Source organism: Pseudomonas sp. Z1-12, from assembly GCF_051132015.1.
Classification (GTDB): domain Bacteria; phylum Pseudomonadota; class Gammaproteobacteria; order Pseudomonadales; family Pseudomonadaceae; genus Aquipseudomonas; species Aquipseudomonas zanjanensis.
The window spans coordinates 4282735-4308970 of record NZ_CP071647.1; the positions used below are offsets into that span (position 1 = coordinate 4282735).

At 61.3% G+C, this 26236-nt stretch carries 22 protein-coding genes; 13 read left to right on the forward strand and 9 right to left on the reverse strand.

Features of this window, described 5'->3' with window-relative positions:
* The first annotated feature begins 28 nt into the window (after nucleotides 1–28).
* Entirely contained in the window at nucleotides 29–1090 is a 1062-nt protein-coding gene (locus J3P85_RS18155; protein WP_434702827.1) for a 3-deoxy-7-phosphoheptulonate synthase, read from the forward strand.
* A 167-nt stretch (nucleotides 1091–1257) separates the two neighbouring features.
* On the opposite strand, the gene hcnC is transcribed toward J3P85_RS18155, so the two are convergent.
* The 3 genes from hcnC to hcnA are packed head-to-tail and all read right to left on the reverse strand — an operon-like array spanning nucleotide 1258 to nucleotide 4239.
* The gene (gene hcnC / locus J3P85_RS18160) at nucleotides 1258–2517 is read right to left on the reverse strand and encodes a cyanide-forming glycine dehydrogenase subunit HcnC (protein WP_434702828.1); all 1260 of its coding nucleotides are present in this window, start codon (nucleotides 2515–2517) and stop codon (nucleotides 1258–1260) included.
* On the reverse strand, nucleotides 2510–3919 hold the full coding sequence (hcnB, locus tag J3P85_RS18165; protein ID WP_434702829.1) for a cyanide-forming glycine dehydrogenase subunit HcnB: 1410 nt from the start codon (nucleotides 3917–3919) through the stop codon (nucleotides 2510–2512). Before hcnB ends, hcnC begins: the two co-directional genes overlap by 8 nt.
* Nucleotides 3916–4239 (reverse strand): cyanide-forming glycine dehydrogenase subunit HcnA, encoded by a 324-nt coding sequence (gene hcnA, locus J3P85_RS18170; RefSeq protein ID WP_434706399.1) that lies wholly within the window; start codon nucleotides 4237–4239, stop codon nucleotides 3916–3918. The genes hcnB and hcnA overlap by 4 nt, the downstream gene beginning before the upstream one ends.
* Nucleotides 4240–4515: 276 nt before the next feature.
* Here hcnA and J3P85_RS18175 point away from each other — a divergent pair, with 276 nt between their 5' ends.
* Together J3P85_RS18175 and J3P85_RS18180 are read left to right on the forward strand one after the other, a co-directional pair.
* A complete protein-coding gene (locus J3P85_RS18175) occupies nucleotides 4516–5199 on the forward strand; it encodes a response regulator transcription factor (protein WP_053122824.1) in 684 nt (227 codons plus the stop codon).
* Entirely contained in the window at nucleotides 5177–6562 is a 1386-nt protein-coding gene (locus J3P85_RS18180) for a sensor histidine kinase (protein WP_434702830.1), read from the forward strand. The genes J3P85_RS18175 and J3P85_RS18180 overlap by 23 nt, the downstream gene beginning before the upstream one ends.
* A 181-nt stretch (nucleotides 6563–6743) precedes the next feature.
* Here J3P85_RS18180 and J3P85_RS18185 read toward each other — a convergent pair whose 3' ends face one another.
* The 4 genes from J3P85_RS18185 to J3P85_RS18200 form a co-directional block, all read right to left on the reverse strand.
* A complete protein-coding gene (locus J3P85_RS18185; RefSeq protein ID WP_053185383.1) occupies nucleotides 6744–6989 on the reverse strand; it encodes a DUF1652 domain-containing protein in 246 nt (81 codons plus the stop codon).
* Nucleotides 6990–7229: 240 nt separating this feature from the next.
* Nucleotides 7230–8714 carry a helix-turn-helix transcriptional regulator gene (locus tag J3P85_RS18190; RefSeq protein WP_434702831.1) on the reverse strand — a complete coding sequence of 495 codons (1485 nt, stop codon included), beginning with the start codon at nucleotides 8712–8714 and terminating at the stop codon, nucleotides 7230–7232.
* A gap of 85 nt (nucleotides 8715–8799) precedes the next feature.
* Nucleotides 8800–10083, reverse strand: a complete 1284-nt coding sequence (locus J3P85_RS18195; protein WP_434702833.1) for a Zn-dependent hydrolase — start codon at nucleotides 10081–10083, stop codon at nucleotides 8800–8802.
* Between the two features lie 198 nt (nucleotides 10084–10281).
* On the reverse strand, nucleotides 10282–11760 hold the full coding sequence (locus J3P85_RS18200; protein WP_434702834.1) for an NCS1 family nucleobase:cation symporter-1: 1479 nt from the start codon (nucleotides 11758–11760) through the stop codon (nucleotides 10282–10284).
* A gap of 607 nt (nucleotides 11761–12367) precedes the next feature.
* Between J3P85_RS18200 and hydA the strand changes: the two genes are divergently transcribed.
* The 4 genes from hydA to J3P85_RS18220 all read left to right on the forward strand — a co-directional run bounded on the left by hydA (nucleotide 12368) and on the right by J3P85_RS18220 (nucleotide 17969).
* A complete protein-coding gene (hydA, locus tag J3P85_RS18205; RefSeq protein ID WP_434702835.1) occupies nucleotides 12368–13807 on the forward strand; it encodes a dihydropyrimidinase in 1440 nt (479 codons plus the stop codon).
* Nucleotides 13808–13988: 181 nt separating this feature from the next.
* The gene (locus J3P85_RS18210) at nucleotides 13989–15356 is read left to right on the forward strand and encodes an NAD(P)-dependent oxidoreductase (RefSeq protein WP_434702836.1); all 1368 of its coding nucleotides are present in this window, start codon (nucleotides 13989–13991) and stop codon (nucleotides 15354–15356) included.
* Nucleotides 15357–16631, forward strand: coding sequence for an NAD-dependent dihydropyrimidine dehydrogenase subunit PreA (preA, locus tag J3P85_RS18215; RefSeq protein ID WP_434702837.1), 1275 nt, complete (start codon nucleotides 15357–15359; stop codon nucleotides 16629–16631).
* Between the two features lie 249 nt (nucleotides 16632–16880).
* Entirely contained in the window at nucleotides 16881–17969 is a 1089-nt protein-coding gene (locus J3P85_RS18220; protein WP_434702838.1) for an RHS repeat-associated core domain-containing protein, read from the forward strand.
* Between the two features lie 52 nt (nucleotides 17970–18021).
* Here J3P85_RS18220 and J3P85_RS18225 read toward each other — a convergent pair whose 3' ends face one another.
* Both J3P85_RS18225 and J3P85_RS18230 read right to left on the reverse strand, forming a co-directional pair.
* Entirely contained in the window at nucleotides 18022–18642 is a 621-nt protein-coding gene (locus J3P85_RS18225; RefSeq protein WP_186729398.1) for a TetR/AcrR family transcriptional regulator, read from the reverse strand.
* Between the two features lie 283 nt (nucleotides 18643–18925).
* Nucleotides 18926–19270 carry a DUF6124 family protein gene (locus tag J3P85_RS18230; RefSeq protein ID WP_411387211.1) on the reverse strand — a complete coding sequence of 115 codons (345 nt, stop codon included), beginning with the start codon at nucleotides 19268–19270 and terminating at the stop codon, nucleotides 18926–18928.
* Between the two features lie 904 nt (nucleotides 19271–20174).
* Between J3P85_RS18230 and J3P85_RS18235 the strand changes: the two genes are divergently transcribed.
* The 6 genes from J3P85_RS18235 to J3P85_RS18260 all read left to right on the forward strand — a co-directional run bounded on the left by J3P85_RS18235 (nucleotide 20175) and on the right by J3P85_RS18260 (nucleotide 26212).
* The gene (locus J3P85_RS18235; protein WP_411387493.1) at nucleotides 20175–21362 is read left to right on the forward strand and encodes an OprD family porin; all 1188 of its coding nucleotides are present in this window, start codon (nucleotides 20175–20177) and stop codon (nucleotides 21360–21362) included.
* Between the two features lie 170 nt (nucleotides 21363–21532).
* On the forward strand, nucleotides 21533–22354 hold the full coding sequence (locus J3P85_RS18240) for an NAD-dependent epimerase/dehydratase family protein (protein WP_186706161.1): 822 nt from the start codon (nucleotides 21533–21535) through the stop codon (nucleotides 22352–22354).
* Nucleotides 22355–22397: 43 nt separating this feature from the next.
* The gene (locus J3P85_RS18245; protein ID WP_434702839.1) at nucleotides 22398–23303 is read left to right on the forward strand and encodes an SMP-30/gluconolactonase/LRE family protein; all 906 of its coding nucleotides are present in this window, start codon (nucleotides 22398–22400) and stop codon (nucleotides 23301–23303) included.
* A 56-nt stretch (nucleotides 23304–23359) separates the two neighbouring features.
* Nucleotides 23360–24328 (forward strand): TRAP transporter substrate-binding protein, encoded by a 969-nt coding sequence (locus J3P85_RS18250; RefSeq protein WP_434702840.1) that lies wholly within the window; start codon nucleotides 23360–23362, stop codon nucleotides 24326–24328.
* Between the two features lie 76 nt (nucleotides 24329–24404).
* Nucleotides 24405–24932, forward strand: a complete 528-nt coding sequence (locus J3P85_RS18255) for a TRAP transporter small permease (protein ID WP_186706158.1) — start codon at nucleotides 24405–24407, stop codon at nucleotides 24930–24932.
* Nucleotides 24932–26212 carry a TRAP transporter large permease gene (locus J3P85_RS18260; RefSeq protein WP_186706157.1) on the forward strand — a complete coding sequence of 427 codons (1281 nt, stop codon included), beginning with the start codon at nucleotides 24932–24934 and terminating at the stop codon, nucleotides 26210–26212. Before J3P85_RS18255 ends, J3P85_RS18260 begins: the two co-directional genes overlap by 1 nt.
* The last annotated feature ends 24 nt before the right edge of the window (nucleotides 26213–26236 follow it).

The following is a 26236-nucleotide window of genomic DNA, read 5'->3' on the forward strand; positions in this document are numbered from 1 at the left end:
ACCCGCCCCCCGTCCAGGAAGCCAAATCATGAATTCGTCCGTCTCCGCTTTGCCGCTGTCCACGCTCAACCCTGCCAACGAAGCCCTGACCCTGCGTCTGCCGAGCTCGTTGCAACTCAAGCAGCAATTGCCGCTCAGCACCGCGTTGAGCCACCAAGTGAGTGCCCATCGCCAGGCCATCCGCGCGATCCTCGACGGTGAAGACGCCCGCCTGCTGGTCATCGTCGGCCCCTGCTCGATCCACAATCCGAAATCCGCCCTCGAATACGCCGCCAACCTGGCTCGCCTGGCCCACGAAGTGAGCGACAGCATGCTGCTGGTCATGCGGGCCTACGTGGAAAAGCCCCGCACGACCGTCGGTTGGAAAGGCCTGGCCTACGACCCTGGCCTGGACGGCAGCGATGACATGGCCGCCGGCCTGACTTTGTCCCGGGCGCTGATGCGCGACTTACTCCAGTTGGGCCTGCCCGTCGCCACCGAATTGCTGCAACCCATGGCCGCCCATTACTTCGATGACCTGCTCAGTTGGGTCGCCATTGGCGCGCGCACCACCGAATCGCAGATCCACCGGGAAATGGCCAGCGGCCTGGGCATGCCGGTAGGGTTCAAGAACGGCACGGACGGCGGAGTCGGCATTGCCTGCGATGCCATGCGCTCGGCGGCCCACCCCCATCGGCATTTCGGCGTCGACAGCCAGGGGCATCCGGCGATCATCCAGACGCCGGGCAACCCCGACACCCACCTGGTGCTGCGCGGCGGCCATCGTGGGCCGAACTATGACCGCCAGAGCGTCACGCAGATACGCCACGACCTGACTCGCCTGGAGATACCGGCGCGGATCATGGTGGATTGCAGCCACGCCAACAGCGGCAAAGACCCGTTGCGCCAGCCCCAGGTGTTCAATGACGTGCTGGAACAACGACTGCAAGGGAACCGTTCCCTGATCGGCATGATGCTCGAAAGTCACCTGTTCGAAGGCTGCCAGCCGCTGGGCCCATCGATGCGCTACGGCGTCTCGATCACCGATGGTTGCCTGGGCTGGGAGTCCACCGAGCAGCTATTGCGTGAGGCTCATCGCAAGTTGCAATGACCCAATAGGTACTGACTGACCTGACGCCATCGCGAGCAAGCTCGCTCCCACAGGGCTCTGCGGTGTACCAAGATTTCAGGTACACCACCGCCCCCCTTGTGGGAGCGAGCTTGCTCGCGATAGCGGTATGTCAGGCGACATTGATGCTGGCTATGTGCGGCGATCGCTCAGGCCAGCTCCACTTCCCTGGGCTTTACCGTCGGCGCCACTTCGAAGCGATCCGCCAGGAACGGGGTGATGTCCAGTGGCAGGGGTTCGTTGTTCACCAGTTTATCCAGCAGCACCCCGGTGATGGCCGAGGTCAGGATGCCGGTGCGAAAATGCCCGCAGGCGTTGAGGTAGCCCGCCACTCCGCGCATCGGCCCCAAGATCGGCAACTCATCGGGCGAACCCGGACGCAGGCCGGCCCAGGTTCGTTTCAGATTGATGTCGATCAACTGCGGGATACAGCGCACCGCGCCTTGTACCAGCCCTTCGATTTCCGGATAAGTCGTGGTCACGTCGAAGCCTTTGTCTTCCGTGGTGCTGCCAATCAGGATTTCACCGTTGTCTTTCTGTGCCACATAGCAGTCGCTGGTGGTCAGGCAGCCGTTGAGGATTTTCGGCATGCGCTCGGTCAGCAGGATCTGGCCCTTGACCGGCTTGACCGGAATCCGCACGCCAGTGGCCTGCTCGCTCAGGTCCGCCGCCCAGGCACCGGCGGCGTTGATCAGGGTTCGGCAGTTGAACGTCCCCGCCTCGGCGGTTTGCACCCCGGTCACCCGCGCTCCGCTGCGCAGCACCTCGGTCACATGGGTGTTGAAGAACAGGTCGACGCCGTTCTGCCGGGCGCCTTCGGTGTAGGCATCGGCCAGGCGGAACGGACTGACCTGGTGATCGCAGAGAAACTCCAGCGCGCCCAGGGCCTCATGGCTGACATTCGGCTCTGCCGCGCGCAGGGCCGCCTGGTCGAGCCAGCGCACCTGGTCTGCCAGGTGGGGAATGCAGGCGACGATGTGCTCGGCGTACGAACGGTCTTCCTCGTCGTAGATCACGAATTTGAGCCCGGTCTCCTCGAACTTGAAATCCATGCCGTGACGGTCGATCAACTCGCGGTGCAACTGCGGATACATTGCGTTGGACTGCAAGGCGAAATCGAAGAACGACTGGGGCAGGATGTGCGGGGTGCTGGCATCCACCGCCACAGCGGCACCCTGGGTCTGGCGCTTGCGGTTGGCCGACATCATGCGAAAGAAGATCACCCCGCATCCCAGGCCCACCGACTCACCGATGGCCCACAGCCCACCCGCCGAAGCGCGGGTCGCGTTGCCGGGGCGCTTGGCGTCGATCAAGGCGATCCTCAGGTGTTTGCGCTTGGACAGTTGATAGGCGCACGAAGCCCCGATCACACCACCTCCGGCGATGACCACGTCATAGTCCTTAATCATGGGAAACGGCCTCCGTGGCGACGTTCTGGAACGCTGAAAAGGGAATCGGATCGATGGGAAAACGCGGCCTCAGCCAACCGACGTCGGCGCGACCGGTGGCTTCGCGCAAGCGGTCGCTGCAATAGCCAACGCACATTCGCCCCTGGCAATCGCCCATGCTCACGCGGGTGCGCATCTTCAGGCTGGCCATGTCCTGCACGCCTTGCTCCAGCGCCCGGTCGATGTCGGCGCGGGTGGCGTGTTCGCAGCGGCAGATCACCGTGTCGGCGGCCGGCAAGGCGGTTTGTCCGGCGCCACGCTGGGTGTAGCGATCCACGGCGGCGCGAAAGCGAATGATCCGCTGCAATTGCGCCTGGTAGCGTTCCCGTTGGGCCAGGGCCTCGGACGGATCGAGTACGTTGCGTTGCATCAGGATCGACAGCGCTGCGATGCGCCCGCTGAGCATGGCCGCTTCACCGCCACGAATCCCGCCCATGTCGCCGGCCAGGTGAATGTGCGCTTCGCTGCTTTGCTGCCAGGCATCGGACACCGCCCGCAAATAGCCGTCCTCGCTGAAACCGTGCTCCAGGCCCATCTGCTGGCTCAATTGAGTCCGCGGGATAAAGCCGTAGCCGACCGCCAGGGTCTGGGCCGGCACCTGTTCGGCGCGTTTGAGGTCGGGTTCCCAGGTCGTGGAGTAAGGCGCGACGGTGACGTGGCTCAACTCGCCCTCGCCGTCAGCCTGTACCACGCCCCAACCATAGCGCACGGGAATGCGATTGAGCTTGAGGTAGGCCAACATGCTCAGGCCATCGAGGAACAGCTGCGGCTTGTTCAGCAACGCCAGACTTTCCTTGGCGATCCGGCCGAACGCGCAGGCTTCGAAGACGCCCGCCACCGCCACGCCCGAAGCGTGCAGTTGGCAGGCCACCAGCGGCAGCAACGGGCCGGTGCCGGCGATCACCACCGGGCTCGGCGGCCTGACCACGCCGCTCTTGATCTGCAATTGCAGGCCGCCGAGCATCATCACCCCCGGCAGCGTCCAGCCAGGAAACGGCACGCTGCGTTCATGACAACCGGCCGCCAGGACCAGATGGGAATAGGCGACCTCCCCCAGACGCTCGTCGGCATCCAGCAGCATCAGCGCCCGGAAGCCTTCGGCGCCGATGACCCGGCTACTTAATCGCACGTCGATAAGGCCGGCGTGTTGCTGGAATTCACCGTGGAGTTTCTCCAGGGCGTCACTGTAGCGCGACCCCAGGTAGTCGAGGCTGACGCCATCGCGCAGCGGCCCGCGATACACGACGCCACCGAGGCGCGGCGCTTCTTCGAGCAGTGTGCAACGAACCCCGTGGGAGGCCAGCTCGATGGCCGTTGCCATGCCCGCCGGCCCACCGCCGACAATCACCGGTTCCAGGCTCATGGCGCCTCCGTTTCGGTGATGCGGTTGACCCGGGTTTCGATCTGCATGCCAGGGCGCACCAGGGTCTGGCAGGCACGGCGTTTGTGGCGACCGTCGATCTTGACCAGGCAGCACTGGCACACACCCATGCCGCAGTAGGCGCCGCTGATCTGGTCGTGGTCGTTGCGGGCCACCTGGCGTTGCCCCAGGGACTGGATGACGGTAAGGACGGTTTCCCCGCAGGCGGCGTTGACGACTTGCCCGTCCAGGCGCACCGTCATGTCGGCGCGGCTCAACGGCTGGATATCGAATGTTCGGCGTAGAACGTCTTGAGGTTGCATCATGCTGCTCTTCCTTGAAGGTTCAGTGAAGTTTCGGCTCCTTGCGGCACACATCCACCGGTTCGCGTCGGCACCCGGCAACAGCGCACCGAAGCGGGGCAACAGACGCGACATGATAGTGCGCACGAAATTCATGTTAGGGATTATTTGTGACCAAGTGTTGATCCAGGCCAGCGAATCGGTGTGCCGGTCCATGAACTTTTTTTCAGGAAGCCGACAGCTGATTTTTGGCAGAATGCTGCGCAATCGCTCCAATTTCTCTACAGGGTACCGCCCATGAACCGCATCCTGACCATCGAAGACGACGCCGTGACCGCTCGTGAAATCGTTGCCGAGCTGACCCGCAACGGCCTGGATGTCGATTGGGTCGACAACGGTCGCGAAGGCCTGGAACGGGCAGTCAGCGGCGACTACGACCTGATCACCCTCGACCGCATGCTGCCCGAACTCGATGGGCTGGTGATTGTCACCACCCTGCGCACCATGGGCGTGGCCACGCCGATCCTGATGATCAGCGCCCTCTCCGATGTGGACGAACGCGTGCGTGGCCTGCGGGCCGGCGGCGACGATTACCTGACCAAGCCGTTCGCCACCGATGAAATGGCCGCCCGGGTCGAAGTGCTGCTGCGGCGCAACAATGGCACCCGCGAGCCGGAAACCGCGCTGCGGGTGGCCGACCTGGAGCTGAACCTGATCAGCCGCGAAGCCAGCCGCAACGGACAACTGCTCAGCCTGCTGCCCACCGAATACAAGCTGCTGGAATTCCTGATGCGCAACAGCGGCCAGATTCTCTCGCGCATGATGATCTTCGAGGAAGTCTGGGGTTATCACTTCGACCCCGGCACCAACCTGATCGACGTCCACATCGGCCGCCTGCGCAAGAAAATCGACCCGCCGGGCCTGGAACCGCTGATTCGCACGGTACGGGGTTCCGGCTATGTCATTGCTGAACCCCGCTAAGGGCTGGCGCTCCTCCAGCAGCCGTCTGCTGGCGCTGTACAGTTCGCTGTTCGTGATCTGGAGCGCGATCCTGATGGGGGTCATGTATTACGAAGTGTTTGGCTACCTCGACAGCCTGGCCAAGCACTCCCTGATGCAGCGCCAACACCTGTTCGCCCGGATCCACGGCGACCAACTGGAAGATGCGCTCATGGCCAGCCTGACGCTGGACGAGCGCGGGGTCGATGCCTACGGGCTGTTCGATCCGCAATTGCGCCATTTGAGCGGACCGATCCAGCGGGTGCCCGCCGACCTGCCGCTGGACGGCAAGATCCACATGCTCGGCGGCTGCGTCGATTCCGATCAACCGGGCGTGCCTTCCGACAGCTGCGACGCGGTGGCGACCCGGACCCAGGACGGTCGCTGGCTGGTCCTTGCCCGGGACAACGGCTCGCTGTTCGCCGTGACGCGGATCATCTTGCACGCGCTGCTCTGGGGGGTATCGCTGACGATCCTGCCGGGCATCGCGGGTTGGCACCTGTTGCGCCGCCGACCGCTACGACGGATTCGCCAGTTGCAGGCCAGCGCCGAAGCCATCGTCGCCGGTGACCTGACCCATCGCCTGCCATTGTCGAGCCGGCGCGATGAGCTGGACATGCTGGCGGCGATCGTCAATGCCATGCTCGAACGCATCGAACGCTTGATGAACGAGGTCAAGGGTGTATGCGACAACATCGCCCATGACCTGCGCACCCCGTTGACGCGTCTGCGCGCCCAACTTTATCGCATCCAGCAGCAAGCACCGGACGGCTCCGCCGAGGCCTTGCAGATGGACCAGGTGCTCGCCGAGACCGACACCTTGATGGCGCGGTTTCGTGGCTTGTTGAGGATTTCCGAACTGGAGGACCAGCAGCGGCGCTCGGGCTTCGTGCGCCTCGATCCGTTGCAGCTATTGCAAGAATTGCACGACTTTTACCTGCCCTTGGCCGAGGAAGGCGAACTGACCTTCATCCTGGAGGCGCCCGACGCCCTGCCCCTGCTCAACGGCGACCGGGCCTTGCTGTTCGAGGCCGTGTCGAACCTGTTGAGCAACTCCATCAAGTTCACCCCACCGGGGGGCACCGTGATCCTGCGCGGGGTCGATCAGGGCGACAGCACGCGCATCGAAGTGCTCGACTCCGGCCCGGGCATCCCCGAGGCGGAGCGCAAGGCCGTGTTTCGCCGTTTCTATCGCGCCGAGGGCAGCAGCCAGCACGGCGGATTTGGCCTGGGTTTGTCGATCGTCGCGGCGATCGTCAACCTGCATGGGTTCACGTTGGAAGTGGGCAGCAGCGAGTACGGCGGCGCGCGGTTGGTGCTCGATTGCCGGGCGACATTGTTGTAAACACAGGGCTGGAGCAGCCCCTGTGGCGAGGGAGCTTGCTCCCGCTCGGCTGCGAAGCAGTCGCAAAACCGATGGATAGGGTTTGGCTGGCGTGTGCATTCGACAGATATTGGGGCCGCTGCGCGGCCCAGCGGGAGCAAGCTCCCTCGCCACAGGGGGTAGTGTGCCAAATCTTTAGCTATCAGGGCTCACTGCGATGCGGCGGGGTGTTTTGCAGCTCGTAGCGCAGCTCATCGATCAACTTGGCGATGCTCTCTTCCGAGCGGACGCTGTCGACACTCATGCCGCTTACCACCAGGTCCACCTCACCGCTTTCACGGTGATACAGGCGCACGGTGAGGGTGCCATCGCCATTGAGGCTGCATTCGCAGGCCAAAGGCGTAAAACTTTCTTCAAGGCGGGCACGCAAGGGGGCCAGATGGGTCATACGATGCACCTCAGCCCCGGGGGCGCAAATGAACGGTAGACAGCTCCGACCTCCTGGTCCGCATAGACATCCTGTCGCTCACGTATGGGGTTCGTTCATAGCACATTGAGGCGTATTCCTTGAGTGTTTCGTGGGGGACGCGGCATCACGGAGGATGTCGCACACTCACAGCCTAAGGAACCGCCCCCCCTGGCAAAACCTGAATTTGCACCAGCATACCCGGTGCATTTGCACTGGCTATCACGGTGCCTTCATTCGCCATTCATTGGCGAACAAACCGCGCTCCCGCGCCCAGACAATCGCCTCGCTGCGGCTATGGACATCCAGTTTCGAATACAGTGTAGCCACATGATTGCGCACCGTATTAGGCGCAAGCTTCAGGCGCGCGGCGATCTCCTTGTCGGCCAACCCCTCACAAATGAGCCCGAGCACATCACGCTCGCGGGCCGTCAGCTCGGTGAAGGATGCGCTGGGCCCCTGGGCATTGATGCTCTTCACGTTGGCCAGCTTTTCAATCAGGGTCCGGCTGAACCAGGACGCGTCCTTCATCACCTCCTCGATCGCCGCCACCAGTTCCAGTTCCGAGCGCTTGCGTTCGGTGATGTTCATCAGCACCAGCAGGTAGCAGGGCTTGTCCTGAATGAGCACCGTGTCGGCAGCGACCTCACAGTCGATCAGTTCGCCGCCTTTCTTGTGCACCTTGACGTCGATACTCGAGACAGCGGCGGCCTTTTCCAGCCGGGCAAACAGCGCGACGCTGGCGGCCTTGTCGAGGAAGCCGATTTCCTCCACGGTTTTACCCAACAGCTCTTCGCTGGCGTAGCCAGTGGTCTGAAGAAACGCTTCGTTGATCTCCAGCAGCTGCTGTTCGGCGCTGCACACCAACGTGGGCACGGGCGACAGGCGGAACGACTTGGCAAAGCGCTCCTCGCTCTGGCGCAACGCCGTCTCTGCCTTGCGGCGCGGCTCCATGTCCATGAAGGAAAACAGCATGCAGTCTTCGTCATGCAGGTCCAGGGGCTGGCCGGCGACGATCACCTGCTTGCCGGTGCCATCGGGCAACTTCAACTCAGCCTGCATTTGCGGAATGGTCGCGCCGTGCCCCAGGCGCTCGATGGCCAGGTCACGTTTCTCGGCGGCTTCGAGCACATCCAGTTCATACACCGAACGCCCGATCACCTGGTCGCGGCTATAGCCGGTCATCTCCAGGAATCCCGGGTTGACCTTGATGTAGCGCAGGTCGCTGAGACGACAGATCACCGCCGGTGCCGGGTTGGCCCCGAAGGTCTTTTCGAAACGCTGCTCGGCGCTGGCCCATTCGGTGGCATCGCTGAGGATCAGCACGAGCAGTTCCGGCTCACCATTACGGTCGGCCAGCACCATGCTGCGAATCCGATGCACCCAGGTGCGATCCGGGTCGGCCTTGGGCGTGACCTCCACCAGCACGTCGCTGAACTCATCGCCACGGGCCACCCGGGCGATGGGGTAGTTGTCTTCGGTCAACGGATGGTTGTTGCGGTAACGCAACTGAAAACGCCGGGCGTATTGCCGGGCCGTGGTGCCCAGCTCATTGAGGTCCTCGACGCCGTGCATGGCCAACGCTGCGGCGTTGGCCCAGGCAATGGTCTGGTCGACCTCGATCAACATCACCCCGTCGGACAGCCCGGCAATGATCTGCAGCAATTGACGACGGTTGGTATCGGTGGTCGGGACTTGCTGATTCATTGGGTCTCCATGTGGTCAGTAGGTTTCAAGCATGGATGCGCTGAAAGTTACGACCACATGGCCTTGCAATAGTGCATCGGCCCCTTCACGCTGCCATGCGTCCCTCGGCAATCGCCTGGGAGGCAGCCAGCATCGCTCGCAACAGCACTGCGCAACCGGCGGCGAGGTCGTCCGGGGCGGCGTTTTCGATTTCGTTGTGGCTGATGCCACCTTCGCAGGGCACGAAGATCATTCCGGCCGGGCCCAGTTCGGCGAGGAAGATCGCGTCATGGCCGGCACCGCTGACGATGTCCAGGTGGGACAGGCCCAACCCTTGGGCAGCGCCGCGGACGGCGTCGACGCAGCCCTTGTCGAAATACAGCGGCGGGAAGTCGGCGGTGGGTTTCAAATCGAAGGTCAGGCCGTGTTGCCGACAGGTGTCTTCAATTACCTGCTTGACCTCGGCGATCATCGAATCCAGGCGCGCCGGTTCCAAGTGACGGAAATCCAGGGTCATGCGCACCTCGCCGGGAATGACGTTACGCGATCCCGGATAGGCTTGCAGGCAACCGACCGTGCCGCAGGCATGGGGTTGATGGCCGAGGGCGGCGCGGTTGACGGCGCCGACGATGATCGAGGCGCCCACCAGGGCGTCCTTGCGCAGGTGCATCGGGGTCGGCCCGGCGTGGGCTTCGACGCCACGCAAGGTCAGGTCGAACCACTTCTGCCCCAGGGCACCCATCACCACGCCGATGGTCGTGCCCTCATCCTCGAGGATCGGCCCCTGCTCGATGTGCGCCTCGAAGTACGCACCCACCGGATGCCCGCTGACCGTGCGCGGGCCGGCATAGCCGATGGCGTTGAGCGCCTGGCCCACACTGATGCCTTCGGCGTCGGTCTTGGCGAGGGTTTCTTCGAGGGTGAATTTCTCGGCGAACACCCCGGAGCCCATCATGCACGGGGCGAAGCGCGAGCCTTCTTCGTTGGTCCAGACCACCACCTCCAGCGGTGCTTCGGTTTCAATGTTCAAGTCATTGAGGGTGCGCAGCACTTCCAGCCCGGATAGCACACCAAAGCAGCCGTCGAACTTGCCGCCGGTGGGTTGGGTGTCGATGTGGCTGCCGGTCATCACCGGTGGCAGGTTCGGATTGCGCCCCGGGCGGCGGGCGAAGATATTGCCCACCGCATCGATGCTGACCGTGCAGCCCGCCGCCTGGGTCCATTGCACGAACAGGTCGCGGGCCTGGCGGTCGAGGTCGGTCAGGGCCAGCCGGCACACACCGCCCTTGACCGTGGCGCCGAGCTGGGCCAAGTCCATGAGCGATTGCCACAGCCGGTCGCGGTTGATGTGCTGATGAGTGGATTGCAGGACGTCGAGGGCTGCGTTCATGGGGATCTCCTTTTTTTCAGGCATTTTTCGGGTGTGTTTGAGGCCGCTATCGCGAGCAAGCTCGCTCCCACAGGGGATCTGCTGTGCATACAGACTTTGCATCCACCCCAATCCCCACAGGGGATTGGATATGCACACAGGCTTTGCATCCGCCCCAATCCTCTGTGGGAGCGAGCTTGCTCGCGATGAGGCCCTCCTTCACACCGCTGTTTTGGCGACGGACGGGCTCGCTCGCATACCGCACAACCCGTAATAAATCACCCCACCCAGCGCCGAGCCGGTGAACCAGCCGTAGCTGTAGAACCAACTGAACGCGTCGCTGCCCAGGGACAGCAGCGTCAGCACCACCGGCACGCCAAAGGCGATGAAGCCGTTCCAGTTCCAGGCCGGGTAAATGTCGTCGCGGTACAGCCCGGCCAGGTCCAGTTGCTGTTTCTTGATCAGGAAATAATCCACCACCATGATCCCGGCAATCGGCCCCAGCAGGCTCGAATAGCCCAGCAGCCAATTGGAATAGACCGACTCGAGGCTGACCTCGGACACGATCAGGCCGAGTTTCTTCAACAACTCATGGGCCATCAGCGCCAGCCCCACCAATCCGGTGAGCATCACCGCCTTGGTGCGGCCGATCAGTTTCGGCGCCAGGTTCTGGAAATCGTTGGTGGGCGAAACGATGTTGGCCGCGGTGTTGGTCGAGAGCGTGGCGACGATGATCAGTACCATGGCCAGCGCCACCCACACCGGGCTCTGGATGTGCCCGATCAACGTCACCGGGTCGGAGACGGTCACCCCCACCAATTTCTCCGAGGCGGCGGTCATGACCACCCCGAGGGAGGCGAACAGGAACATGGTCAACGGCAGGCCAATGATCTGCCCGACGATCTGGTCTTTCTGGCTCTTGGCATATCGACTGAAGTCCGGAATGTTCAACGACAGGGTGGCCCAGAAGCCGACCATGGCCGTCAGCCCGGCCAGAAAATAGCTCGTCACCCCGGCGCCTTCAGGCCGCTTGGCCGGGACCGCCATCAGTTCAGTCAACGAGACATTGGGCAACGCCCACACCAACAGCCCCGCCCCCACCAGTACCAGCAATGGCGCAGACAAGGTTTCCAGCCACTTGATCGACTCGGCACCGCGCAACACCACCCACAGGTTGATGACCCAGAACACCATGAAGCCGATCACTTCGCCGGTGCCGCCCAGGCTCTTCCAGCCTTCGAACACCGAGCCGAGAAACAAGTGGATCGCCAACCCGCCGAACATCGTCTGGATGCCGAACCAACCGCACGCCACCAGGGCGCGGATCAGGCACGGCACGTTGGAGCCAATCACGCCGAAGGACGAGCGCAACAGCACCGGAAACGGAATGCCGTACTTGGTCCCGGCGAAGGCGTTCAGGGTCAGGGGGATCAGCACAATGATGTTGGCGAACAGGATCGCCAGCAGCGCCTCGCCCACTGTCAAACCGAAATAGGCGGTGAGCACGCCGCCGAGGGTATAGGTCGGCACGCAGATCGCCATGCCCACCCACAGTGCGGTGATGTGCCATTTGTTCCAGGTTCGCTCGTGCACCTGGGTCGGCGCGATGTCGTGGTTATAACGGGGGCTGTCGAGGACGTCGCTGCCGGCTTCAAGCTCGAATAATCCGTCGCGCTCGGTCACTGTTGATCTGGTCATGTCCGCTCCACTGTTTTCATTATTTTTGCTCATCGACTGGCGATGGCCGGAGTACTTGCACGCGTGCTATCCACCACCCCGCCAGGCCACGACAGCACTCAATAACCGTGCCGAATAACACGCCGAGCTGACCGAATGATCGATATAACCCTTTCAACCTTTTGATGTTTAACGTTTTAAAGCCAAGTGATTGCTTTGTTTCAGTCCCGGCTTTGCGACATTGAGGCTAGATGACCTTCACGCCCTGTCGAGCGGGAGATTCAAAGTGGTGCACCCCGAAACAACGCGAGGTGTCTGGCCCGCACTTCCAACGCTTTCAAGCCGCTGATTTACCATGACAAATCTCGCTCAAATAACGATCCTGTCAAGTGCGTCAAAATGGTGAGCAGGCTCACCATTTTGGTGATTGTGTAACTTAATCCTTAAGTTTCAATAGGTTAATTAACGCATAAGCTTATAGAAAATAATCTTGCTCATTTCAATAACTCCAGCTAGCGTCTAATCCTGACAGTCGTGACAGGAATATAAACCGGCACGACTTTACCCACCGTGATGGCTAAAACATAAAGAACCGACAACAGTCGGTCATGCCTGCGAGGAACTCGGAATGTCTCTGTTGATCCGTGGTGCCACCGTTATTACCCATGATGAAAGTTATCGCGCCGATGTGTTTTGCGCCGACGGCGTGATCCAGGCCATTGGTGACAACCTGGATGTTCCGGCCGCTGTCGAAGTGCTCGATGGCAGCGGTCAATACCTGATGCCCGGCGGCATCGATCCCCATACCCATATGCAGTTGCCGTTCATGGGCACGGTCGCCAGTGAAGATTTCTTCAGCGGCACGGCGGCGGGCCTCGCCGGGGGCACCACCTCGATCATCGACTTCGTGATTCCCAACCCCCAGCAGTCACTGATGGAAGCCTTTCATCAATGGCGCGGCTGGGCCGAAAAAAGCGCCAGCGACTACGGCTTCCACGTGGCAATCACCTGGTGGAGCGAACAGGTCCGCGAAGAAATGGCCGAGCTGGTCAGCCACCACGGCGTGAACAGCTTCAAGCATTTCATGGCCTACAAGAACGCGATCATGGCCGCCGATGACACCTTGGTGGCGAGCTTCGAGCGTTGCCTGGAATTGGGCGCGGTGCCCACCGTGCACGCCGAGAACGGCGAACTGGTGTATCACCTGCAACGCAAGCTGCTGGCCCAAGGCATCACCGGCCCCGAAGCCCATCCGCTGTCACGGCCTTCGCAAGTGGAAGGCGAAGCCGCGAGCCGCGCCATCCGCATCGCCGAAACCCTGGGCACGCCGCTGTACCTGGTGCATGTGTCCACCCAGGAAGCCCTGGACGAAATCACCTACGCCCGCAGCAAGGGCCAGCCGGTCTACGGTGAAGTCCTGGCCGGGCACTTGCTGCTGGACGACAGCGTCTATCGCCACCCGGACTGGCAGACCGCCGCCGGCTACGTGATGAGCCCGCCCTTCCGCCCACGGGGGCATCAGGAAGCACTCTGGCGTGGCCTGCAGTCCGGCAACCTACACACCACCGCCACCGACCATTGCTGCTTCTGTGCCGAACAAAAAGCCGCCGGGCGTGACGACTTCAGCAAGATCCCCAACGGCACCGCCGGGATCGAAGACCGCATGGCGGTGCTCTGGGAAGAAGGGGTCAACAGCGGCAAATTGTCGATGCAGGACTTCGTCGCCCTCACCTCCACCAACACCGCGAAAATCTTCAACCTCTACCCGCGCAAGGGCGCGATTCGCGTCGGTGCCGACGCCGACCTGGTGCTCTGGGATCCCCAGGGCAGCCGCACGATTTCCGCCAAGACCCACCATCAGCAAGTGGACTTCAACATCTTCGAAGGCAAGACCGTACGCGGCGTGCCCAGCCACACCATCAGCCAGGGTCGGCTGGTGTGGGCCGACGGCGACCTGCGGGCCGAGCGCGGCGCGGGGCGCTACATCGAACGGCCGGCGTATCCGGCGGTGTTCGATTTGCTGAGCAAGCGGGCTGAGTTGAACAAGCCGGTTGCCGTGGAGCGCTGAACCCAGGCCTGCGGCCTATCGCGAGCAAGCTCGCTCCCACACTGGATGTTGGGTGAACGCCAAATCCATGTGCACAGCAGCTCCCTTGTGGGAGCGAGCTCGCTCGCGATGAGGCCAGCCCAGACACCAAAAATACACTGCCCACCAGAGGCAGCACCTCAAACACCGTGAGGCCTATTCCATGATCCAGCCCTTGAGTCATCTCCCCCATTCCCAGGAAGACCCGGCCACCCTCGCCGCCCGCTTCAGCGACCTGGCGCCGCCCCTCAACGCGCGCCAGGCCCACCTGGAAGCGTCCCGCTGCCTGTATTGCTACGACGCACCCTGTGTGAACGCCTGCCCGAGCGAGATCGATATTCCTTCGTTCATTCGCAACATCCACCAGGACAACGTCCAAGGCGCGGCGCAGACAATTCTCTCGGCCAATATCCTGGGAGGCAGTTGCGCCCGGGTCTGCCCCACGGAGGTCCTGTGCCAGCAAGCCTGCGTGCGCAACAACGTTCATGAATGCGCCCCGGTGTTGATCGGCTCGCTGCAACGCTACGCGGTGGACAACGCCCACTTCAGCGCGCACCCGTTCCAACGGGCCGCCGCCACCGGCAAGCGCATCGCCGTGGTTGGGGCCGGGCCGGCGGGGTTGTCGTGTGCCCATCGCAGTGCGATGCACGGCCATGACGTGGTGATTTTCGAAGCCCGGGACAAGGCCGGCGGCCTCAACGAATACGGGATCGCCAAATACAAACTGGTGGACGATTACGCCCAACGGGAGCTGGACTTCCTGCTGGAGATTGGTGGCATCGAAATCCGCCACGGCCAGAAGCTCGGCGAGCACCTGAGCCTGAGCGACCTGCACCAGCAATTCGACGCGGTGTTCCTCGGCCTCGGCCTGGCCGCCAGCAAACAACTGGGCCTGAGCGACGAACAAGCCCCGGGGCTGCTGGCCGCCACCGAGTACATTCGCGAACTGCGCCAGGCCGATGACCTCAGCCAGTTGCCCCTGGCCGACCGTTGCATCGTCCTCGGCGCCGGCAACACCGCCATCGACATGGCCGTGCAAATGGCTCGCCTCGGCGCCCGGGACGTCAACCTGGTCTACCGTCGCGGCCTTGAAGACATGGGCGCCACCTTGCACGAACAAGACATCGCCAAGACCAACCAGGTGCGCCTGCTGACCTGGGCCCAACCGCAACAAGTGTTGCTCGATGACGCCGGGCATGTGCGCGGCATGCGCTTTTCCCGTACCCATTTGGAAAACGGCCGACTGGTCATCGGCGCCGAGACCTTCGACCTGCCCGCCGACGCCATTTTCAAAGCCATCGGCCAAGCCTTCGACGACAACGCGCTGGTGGACCCACTGGCCCGGGAGCTCAAGCGCCAGGACGGGCGGATCCTGGTGGACGAACACCTGCGCACCAGCGTTCCCGGGGTCTACGCCGGCGGCGATTGCACCAGCCTCGACCAGGACCTCACCGTGCAGGCCGTGCAGCACGGCAAACTCGCCGCCGAGGCGATCAACGCTCAACTGATGCTTAACGTGGAGGCTGCGTAAATGGCCGATCTGTCGATTGTCTTCGCCGGCATCAAAGCCCCCAACCCGTTCTGGCTGGCCTCCGCGCCACCCACCGACAAGGCCTACAACGTCGTCCGCGCCTTCGAGGCCGGCTGGGGTGGCGTGGTCTGGAAAACCCTCGGTGAGGACCCGGCGGCGGTGAACGTGTCCTCGCGTTATTCAGCCCACTACGGCGCCAATCGCGAGGTCTTGGGCATCAACAACATCGAGCTGATCACCGACCGTTCCCTGGAGATCAACCTGCGGGAAATCACCCAGGTGAAAAAGGACTGGCCGGATCGGGCGTTGATCGTGTCGCTGATGGTGCCCTGCGTCGAAGAATCCTGGAAGAACATCCTGCCCCTGGTGGAAGCCACCGGCGCCGACGGCATCGAGCTGAACTTCGGTTGCCCCCACGGCATGCCGGAACGGGGCATGGGCGCGGCGGTCGGCCAGGTGCCGGAGTACGTCGAGCAAGTGACCCGCTGGTGCAAGACCTATTGCTCACTGCCGGTGATCGTCAAGCTCACGCCGAACATCACCGACATCCGCGTCGCCGCCCGCGCGGCCCATCGGGGCGGGGCGGATGCGGTGTCGTTGATCAACACCATCAACTCCATCACCAGCGTAGACCTGGACCGCATGGTCGCCCTGCCCAGCGTCGGCAGCCAGAGCACCCACGGCGGTTACTGCGGCTCGGCGGTCAAGCCCATCGCCCTGAACATGGTCGCGGAAATCGCCCGCGACCCGCAGACCCACGGCCTGCCGATCTGCGGCATCGGCGGCATCGGCAGCTGGCGCGACGCCGCCGAATTCATCGCCCTGGGCAGCGGCGCGGTGCAGGTCTGCACGGCGGCGATGCTGCATGGTTTTCGCATCGTCGAAGAAATGAAGGACGGCCTGTCACGTTGGATGGACAGCCAGGGCCACGCCAACCTGCAGGCGTTCTCCGGCCGTGCGGTGGGCAACACCACCGACTGGAAGTACCTGGACATCAACTACCAGGTCATCGCCAAGATCGACCAGCAAGCGTGCATCGGTTGCGGGCGCTGCCACATCGCTTGCGAAGACACCTCGCACCAGGCCATCGCCAGCCTCAAGCAGGCGGACGGCACCCGTGTGTATGAGGTGATCGATCAGGAATGCGTGGGCTGCAACCTGTGCCAGATCACCTGCCCGGTGCAGGACTGCATCGAAATGGTGACGGTGGACACCGGCAAGCCGTTTTTGGATTGGAATCATGATCCGAGGAATCCCTACCATGTAACGGCTTGAGGACTGCGGGGTCTGGACGGGCGCCATCGCGAGCAAGCTCGCTCCCACATTGAATTTATGGTGAACACAAATTTTGTGTTCACCACCGATCCCCCTGTGGGAGCGAGCTTGCTCGCGATAGGGTCATCAGCCCCAACACACCTCTCAAGGCTCTAACCCAATCCCATCGACTAACAGTTCTGCTAGTAGACACCCCCCGAAAAATACCCGAGCCTGACCCAGCCGAGCCCATCAACTAGAGCCAAGCCCATGTCGACATCAGCGATGAAGATATTGTGCCGTTACCAATACGACCCCCTGGATCGCCTGACCGGCTTGAAACCTGCGGATCACGTGGACACGCAGCGTTTTTACCAGAACGACGAACTGGTCAATGAGATCGAAGGCCAGCTAGAACTCACGATCCTTCGCCATGAAGCCCAGCCCCTGGCGCAACGCCTGCACATCGCCAATGTCACCGAGACGACGTTGCTGGCAACGGACCAGCAGCGGTCGGTTTTGCACACGCTGGCCGGTGTCGACGCTCAGCCCATGGCTTATACCGCCTATGGTCATCGGTCTGCGCAAAGTGGTTTGAGCAGTTTGCTTGGGTTCAATGGTGAGCGTCCTGATTCGATTACCGGGCATTATTTATTGGGACAGGGTAATCGAGCGTTTAATCCGGTGTTGATGCGGTTTAACAGTCCGGATGAGTTGAGTCCTTTTGGGGATGGGGGGATTAATGCGTATGCGTATTGTGGGGGGGATCCGGTTAATCGGTATGATCCGAGTGGGAATAGTCCTATTGTCACCATCTTCAAACCATGGAACTTCGTAAAGCTGCATAGACCATGGGAAACGCTAAATGGGTTAGAACCTTCATCGAGAGCAATTTCCCGAACTGCTTCCCGATCTTCCCCAGAAGTAGTGCCTGGCCCGCCAAGCGAATTGCTTCAACGGTCTAGTACCAACATTCGCCCGGAGGCCTCCATTTCTGGTAGAAGACGTCCTACAGCAGCAGAATTACCTCCTGAGAAACCGAACACTAAGCCTCACCCCCAAAAAAATCCGCCCACCAAAGCGCAGCTCAAAGCGCGCACGACTGTAAAGAAGCTAAGAGATTACTCGCAAAAATGGGATCACTATGTGGAAAATAATCCTCAAACCTCCATAGACGCTGATCTTAAATGGCACAACTTATACGAGAAGGCGTTACACCGTTACGAGCATGCTAGAGAAAATCCGAACGCCAAACAGTGGTTGTTGAGCTCCCGTTTGTCGGTTGTCACTAGAGCTAGGCAGAGGATCAAACGCAGTGCTTGGGAAAACCTGAAGAGTATTCGCAATCAACAAACATAACGAATCCAATCCCAACAAAACATGCTACTCGTGCATCAACCTGATAAGCGGGCTACGGCTCCAACCCAATCCCCCGCAATATCACACTGGTCACCGTCTGCACCGCCCGCTCGAACTGCATGTCCGAAAGCGGCTGGTGATCATTGAGAATATTGATCTGATGATCGAAGTCGGCGTAGTGCTGGGTCGAAGCCCAGATCATGTAGAGCAGGCTTGAAGGCTCCACCGGCAGGATGCGTTTGTCCTCCACCCACTGACGGATTTTCGCTTCCTTCATCTTGGCCCAGTCATAGAGACTGGCGTCCAGCGCTTCGCCCAGGGTCGGGGCGCCGTGGATGATTTCGTTGGCCCAGACTTTAGAGCCGTAGGGCCGGCTGCGGGAGTGGTTCATCTTGGCGCGGATGTAACTGCTGAGCACCACCCGCGGGTCGTCGAACATTTCGAAGCACAAGGCGTCCTGTTTCCAGACTTCCAGCAGGTCGAACAGCACGGCGCTGTAAAGTTCGCTCTTGGTGCTGAAGTAGTAATGCAGGTTGGAGCGCGGCAACTGCACTTCGGCGGCGATGTCGGCCATGGCGGTGCTGCCGAAACCTTTCTCGGCGAAGACCTTCTCGGCGGCCAACAGGATTTTCTCGACGTTACTGCGACGAATCTCGATCTTGTGATTGCCCATGAGGGCTCCCTGGCAACAGCGTTGGTCAAGACTAGCATCCGCCCACCACTGAAAACACCGATGCCGCTTGTGGGAAAGCTTTTGTGGCGAGGGAGCTTGCTCCCGCTCGGCTGCGCAGCAGTCGTAAAACCGGCTGGCGCGCTATCCCAGGAAAACCGCGTCAGTCCATTTGGGGCTGCTGCGCAGCCCAGCGGGAGCAAGCTCCCTCGCCACAAAAGCGAGTTCGGTTTTTTGATCATTCCACGCTCCTGCATGGGAATGATCAACAAAAGCGGGTTCTGCGTTAGGTCGACTGCCGGGGTTCGACGTTATCCAGCGCGCGGTTCGCCAGCATTGCGCTCAGTTCGATCAGTTGCTGGATCCCCAGGGCAATGTGGCGCCTTGAGCCTTTCAGGTCGAAGGCCAGGTCATTGACCATGGCGTTGGCCGAGGCCAGGTTTTCGCTGAGGTTGGCGAGCAGGGTTTCGGTGTCGACGCCTTTGACGACCGTGAACAGTTGGCCGGGATCGGCCTCGGGTTTGCTGGGTTTGGGCTTGAGGTAGGAATCGAGGATGCGGTCGGCGGCTTCATCGAACGCTTTTGAGTTGGATGGATCTGTATCGGGTGGGTTGGGGGTTACTTTGAACATAGATGAATCTCCAAATCGAAAAATGGAGCCATCACTCTCGCTACCAAACGAAGGGTGGCGGCCATACGCGGGTTGGTAGACCGGTGACTTGGAGAACCGGCGCGTCCGAAGACGCCCTGCGCATGACCGCCATAAAACAGTTCCGAAATGGACTGTATGACGAGGGCTATGCGACAAGTCAAAAGCCGGGCTACCAAACCCGATCACTGATTCAATCAGCGACCCGGAAACGATAAAACCCTGGCCCAAGGCGCACAAGCCGGCGGATTCTGGCGTAGTTGTAGGTAACGGCGCAAGACAACGTAGCCCGAACCCGAACGTTCCTACATCTGAATAAACGCAGGCTTGTTTGGAGCGGAAATAAGGCCAACAACAAAACCCTTGTGGCGAGGGAGCTTGCTCCCGCTGGACTGCGCAGCAGGCCCAAATTTCTTTGTTTCAGAACAAATTCCTGGGGCGGCTTCGCCACCCAGCGGGAGCAAGCTCCCTCGCCACAAAGAGCCCGCTTCAGCCTTCCGGTCGCCTACATTCGACTAATGTCTTAGACCAGTCATCGCACAACCAAGCACCCTCACCGCTATTCTCAAACCCCGTATCCACCCGGTGCCACCGCTTTCGATCCTGGCCTGCGCCAGCGACAGCCATTGCGCTGCCTCATTTTGAAGCACACCCAAGTTGGATAATTCCGATAATGGCCAGTTGACAACGAGCAGCCGCTTCCAAATAATCACCGCCATGTTGTACGACGACGTATGACAAATAAAAACAACAAAAAGTAGGGAGCGCCATAGTGAGCACACGTGTCCGTTTTTCGCCCAACCATCGTCCAAACCGCCGTACCCTTCTGAGCTCCAGCCCCGCCCTGGTCCTGCTCGGTTGCAGCAGCCTTGCCGCATTTGTGCCCATGACCGCCAGCGCCGAAGGCTTCGTCGATGACGCCAAGGCCACGTTGAACCTGCGCAATTTCTACATCAACCGCAACTTCACCAACCCGAACAATGCCCAAGGCAAAGCCGAAGAATGGACCCAGAGCTTCATTCTCGACGCCAAGTCCGGTTTCACCCAAGGCACGGTCGGCTTCGGCGTGGACGTGCTGGGGATGTACTCGGTCAAGCTCGACGGCGGCCGTGGTACTGCGAACACGTCCTTGTTGCCGATTCATGACGACGGTCGCCCGGCCGACGATTACGGTCGCCTGGGCGTGGCCCTCAAGGCCAAGGTCTCGAAGACTGAGCTGAAGGTCGGCGAATGGATGCCGGTGTTGCCGATCCTGCGTTCCGACGACGGTCGCTCCCTGCCCCAGACTTTCCGCGGCGGCCAGGTGACCTCCACCGAAATCAACGGCCTGAGCCTCTACGGCGGCCAGTTCCGTGGCAACAGCCCGCGCAACGACGCGAGCATGGAAGACATGTCGATGAACGGCCGCGGCGCGTTCACCTCCGACCGTTTCAACTTCGGCGGCGGTGAATACGCCTTCAACGAAAAACGCACCCAGGTCGGCGTCTGGTACGCGGAACTGTCCGACATCTACCAACAGCAATATTTCAACCTGACCCACAGCCAGCCCATGGGCGACTGGACCCTGGGCGCCAACCTCGGTTACTTCACCGGCAAGGAAAACGGCAGTGCCCTGGCCGGCGACCTGGATAACAAAACCGCGTTCGCCATGCTCTCGGCCAAATACGGCGGCAACACCTTCTATGTCGGCCTGCAGAAAGTCGGCGGCGACGACGCCTGGATGCGCGTCAACGGCACCAGCGGCGGCACCCTGGCGAACGACAGCTACAACTCCAGCTACGACAACGCCAAGGAAAAATCCTGGCAAGTGCGCCACGACTTCAACTTCGCCGCCGTCGGCGTGCCGGGCCTGACCCTGATGAACCGCTACATCAGCGGCGACAACGTACACACCGCCACCGTTGACGACGGCAAGGAATGGGGCCGCGAAAGTGAACTGGCCTACACCGTGCAGAGCGGTGTGCTGAAGAGCCTCAACGTGAAATGGCGTAACTCGTCGCTTCGTCGTGACTTCAGCACCAACGAATTCGACGAAAACCGAATCATCTTCAACTACCCGATCTCGCTGCTGTAACACGGGATATTGCCATGGGCGCATCCCATGGCAACCTGCGGCAAGGACGCCGATCCAGAGCGGTTCGTCGATCAAACGTTGACAAGGTAGCGGAAGGATAAGGATATTTCCTCTCGGTCGTACGACAACTTATAACAACTGTACCTCTCACTGTTTGCTCAGGTAATGCCATGACCACGACACAGATTCGCCCCCCCTTCAATCGCCTGCTCTTGACCGGCGCCGCCGGCGGCCTTGGCAAAGTCTTGCGCGAACGCCTCAAGCCTTACGCCCGCCACATTCGCCTGTCGGACATCGCCAACATGGCGCCGGCCATCGACGAAAGCGAAGAAGTGGTGCCCTGCGACCTGTCGGATAAACAGGCCGTGCACCAGTTGGTGGAAGGCGTCGACGCCATCCTGCATTTCGGTGGCGTCTCGGTGGAGCGCCCATTCGAAGAGATCCTTGGCGCCAACATCAGTGGCGTGTTCCACATTTATGAAGCGGCGCGCAAGCACGGCGTCAAGCGTGTGATTTTCGCCAGCTCCAACCATGTCATCGGTTTCTACAAGCAGGACGAGGCCCTCGACGCCCATTGCCTCCGCCGTCCGGATGGCTACTACGGCCTGTCCAAGTCCTACGGCGAAGACATGGCCAGTTTCTATTTCGATCGCTACGGCATCGAGACCGTGAGCATCCGCATCGGCTCGTCGTTCCCGGAGCCGCAGAACCGCCGGATGATGAGCACCTGGCTGAGCTTCGACGACCTCACCCAACTGATCGAATGCTCGCTCTACACGCCGAAGGTCGGCCACACCGTGGTCTACGGCGTATCCGCCAACCGCGATGTCTGGTGGGATAACAGCCACGCCGCCCACCTGGGCTACCAGCCCAAGGACACTTCCGAAATTTTCCGCGACAAGGTCGAAGCGCAGCCGATGCCGGCCGCCGATGATCCGGCCAGGATCTACCAGGGCGGTGCCTTTGTCGCAGCCGGCCCGTTCGACGACTGATTCGTCTGTTGTTCATGGGATACGAACGAACCAAGGAATCACCATGCAAGCCGAATTGATTGTCGATGCACGCAATGCTGTCGGGGAAAGCCCGGTGTGGGTCCCCGAGGAAAACTCGCTGTACTGGGTGAACATTCCCAACGGCGGCCTGCAACGCTGGAACGCCAGCAGCGGAAAAATCCAAGGCTGGGAAGCCCCCGAAATGCTCGCCTGCATCGCCCGCCACCAGGACGGCGGCTGGATCGCGGGTATGGAAAGCGGTTTCTTTCGCCTGCACCCCCATGACGACGGCAGCCTGGACAGCGAACTCTGTGCAAGCGTCGAACACAGCCGCACCGACATGCGCCTCAACGATGGCCGTTGCGACCGCCAGGGCCGTTTCTGGGCCGGCAGCATGGTGCTGAACATGGGCGCGAACGCCGACGAAGGCCGGATGTACCGTTATGACGCCGGGCAACGCAGCCCGGTGGAGGCGCAACTGAGTGGGTTCATCGTGCCCAACGGGCTGGGTTTCAGCCCCGACGGCCGGACGATGTACCTCTCCGATTCTCACCCGCTGATCCAACAGATCTGGGCCTTCGACTACGACATCGACAGCGGCACCCCGTCCAACCGCCGGCTGTTCGTCGACATGCTGCCGTTGGCCGGTCGCCCGGATGGCGCGGCGGTCGACGCCGACGGTTGCTACTGGATCTGCGCCAACGACGCTGGGTTGATTCACCGCTTCACCCCGGACGGACGTCTCGACCGTTCGCTGGAAGTGCCAGTGAAAAAACCGACCATGTGCGCCTTTGGCGGCAGCCAGCTGGACACCCTTTTTGTCACCTCGATCCGCCCGGGCGACGACAACGACCCGCAATCCCTGGCCGGTGGCGTGTTCGCGCTGAACCCCGGCGTCAAGGGCCTGGCTGAACCTGCGTTCGGAGGATGGAAACACTCCGCGAACTGATCTGCTTTGCCGCTTCACATCGATAGACATAAAAACAACAACACTGGAGATTGACCATGAATTTCAAACGCACACTTCTGATCGCGGCCTTGCCCCTGGCCTTCCTGGCCCAGGCGGCACACGCTCTGGACATCAAGATCGCCGACATCCACCCCAAGGGCTACCCGACCGTGGTTGCCGAAGAGTCCATGGGTAAAACCCTGGAAAAAGAGAGCAAGGGCGAACTGAAGTTCAAGTACTTCCCGGGTGGCGTACTGGGCTCTGAGAAAGAAGTCATCGAGCAGATGCAAGCCGGCGCGATCCAGATGTCCCGCGTCAGCCTGGGCATCGTCGGCCCTGTGGTGCCGGACGTGAACGTCTTCAACATGCCGTTCATCTTCCGCGACCAGGCCCACATGCGCGCCGTGATCGACGGTGAAGTCGGCGATGCGATCCTCGACAAGATCACCAACTCCGAATTCGGCCTGGTGGCCCTGGCGTGGATGGATGGCGGCACGCGCAACCTCTACACCAAGAAGCCGGTGCGCAAGATCGAAGACCTCAAGGGCATGAAGATTCGCGTCCAAGGCAACCCGATGTTCATCGAGACCTTCAACGCCATGGGCGCCAACGGCATCGCGATGGACACCGGCGAGATCTTCAGCGCCTTGCAGACCGGCGTGATCGACGGCGCAGAAAACAACCCGCCGACCATGCTCGAGCACAACCACTACCAGAACGCCAAGTTCTACAGCCTGACCGGCCACCTGATCCTGCCTGAGCCAATCGTGATGTCGAAAATCACCTGGAACAAGCTCACCCCAGAGCAGCAGGACATGGTGAAAAAAGCCGCCAAGGCTGCCCAGGCTGAAGAACGCGTGCTGTGGGACAAGAAGTCCGCCGCCAGTGAAGAAAAACTCAAGGCCGCCGGCGTCGAGTTCATCACCGTCGACAAGAAACCCTTCTATGACGCCACTGCGCCAATCCGGGCCAAATACGGTGCGCCGTACGCCGACCTGATCAAGCGCATCGAAGCTGTCCAGTAAGGCCTCTTAATCTGTACTCATGAAACGGCTGGGCGCGCCTGCGGTTAAGAGGCGCGCCCAGTTACGGTGGAACCCGATGAAGAATTTGCTGCTGCGTATCAACGACAAGATTTACATGACTTGCATCTGGGTCGCCGGCCTCTCCGTCCTGGCAGTTGCCCTGATGATTCCATGGGGGGTATTCGCCCGCTACGTGCTGGGCTCAGGCTCGAGCTGGCCGGAACCCACCGCCATTTTGCTGATGATCGTGTTCACCTTCATCGGTGCCGCCGCCAGTTACCGCTCCGGCTCGCACATGGCCGTGGACATGGTCACCAGCCGCCTGCCACCTCACTTGAAAAACGCGGCGTCGATTTTCTCCCAGCTGCTGATGGCGGCCGTGTGCATTTTCATGACCATCTGGGGCACCAAGCTGTGCATGACCACCTGGAACCAGTTCATGAGCGCCATCCCTACCCTGCGCGTCGGCATCACGTACATGCCGATCCCGGTCGGTGGTTTCCTGACCCTGATTTTTGTCCTGGAAAAACTCTTGCTGGGTGATCAAAGCCAGCGTCGGGTCGTGCAGTTCGACCTGGTTGAAGAAAACGAAGGTGCCGCTTAATGGACGCTCTGATTCTGCTGGGCAGTTTTTTGCTGTTGATCCTGATCGGCATGCCGGTCGCCTACGCGCTGGGCGCTGCCGCCCTGATCGGGGCGTGGTGGATCGATATTCCGTTCCAGGCCATGATGATTCAGATAACGGGCGGGGTGAACAAATTCTCGCTGCTGGCCATTCCGTTCTTCGTCCTGGCCGGTGCGATCATGGCCGAGGGCGGCATGTCCCGCCGCTTGGTGGCCTTCGCCAGCGTGCTGGTAGGTTTCGTGCGCGGTGGCTTGTCCCTGGTCAACCTCGTGGCGTCGAGTTTCTTTGGCGCGATCTCCGGTTCCTCGGTGGCCGATACGGCCTCGGTCGGCTCGGTGCTGATCCCGGAAATGACACGCCGGGGCTACCCGCGTGAATACGCCACCGCCGTCACCGTCAGTGGTTCGGTACAAGCGCTGCTGACACCACCCAGCCACAACGCGGTGCTGTACTCCCTTGCCGCTGGCGGCACCGTCTCCATCGGTTCGCTGTTCATGGCCGGCATCGTCCCCGGCATCATGATGAACCTCTGCCTGATGGCGCTGTGCCTGGTTTTCGCGAAAAAGCGCAATTACCCCAAGGGCGAAGTGATTCCGCTCAAGCAAGCGTTGAAGATCTGCAAGGAAGCCATGTGGGGCATGATGACCTTGTTCATCATCCTTGGCGGCATTCTCTCGGGTGTGTTCACCGCCACCGAATCGGCCGCCATTGCCGTGGTGTGGGCGTTCTTCGTGACCATGTGCATCTATCGCGACTACAAGTGGAGCGAGTTGCCGAAACTGATGCACCGTACGGTACGCACCATCTCCATCGTGATGATCCTGATCGGCTTCGCCGCCAGCTTCGGCTACATCATGACGCTGATGGAAATCCCGGCGAAGATCACCACCGCGTTCCTGACCCTGTCGGACAACCGTTACGTGATCCTGATGTGCATCAACGTGATGTTGCTGCTGTTGGGCACCGTGATGGACATGGCGCCGCTGATCCTGATCCTGACGCCGATCCTGATGCCAGTGATCGTCGGCATCGGCGTGGACCCGGTGCAGTTCGGTATGATCATGTTGGTGAACCTGGGTATCGGCCTGATCACGCCACCGGTGGGCGCGGTGTTGTTCGTCGGTTCCGCCATCGGCAAGGTCAGCATCGAAAGCACCGTCAAGGCCCTGCTGCCGTTCTACGCCATGCTGTTCCTGGTGCTGCTGCTGGTGACCTACGTGCCTGCCATTTCGCTGTGGTTGCCGCATTTGGTGTTGTAACCCTGTAGGCGAGCAAGCCCCCTT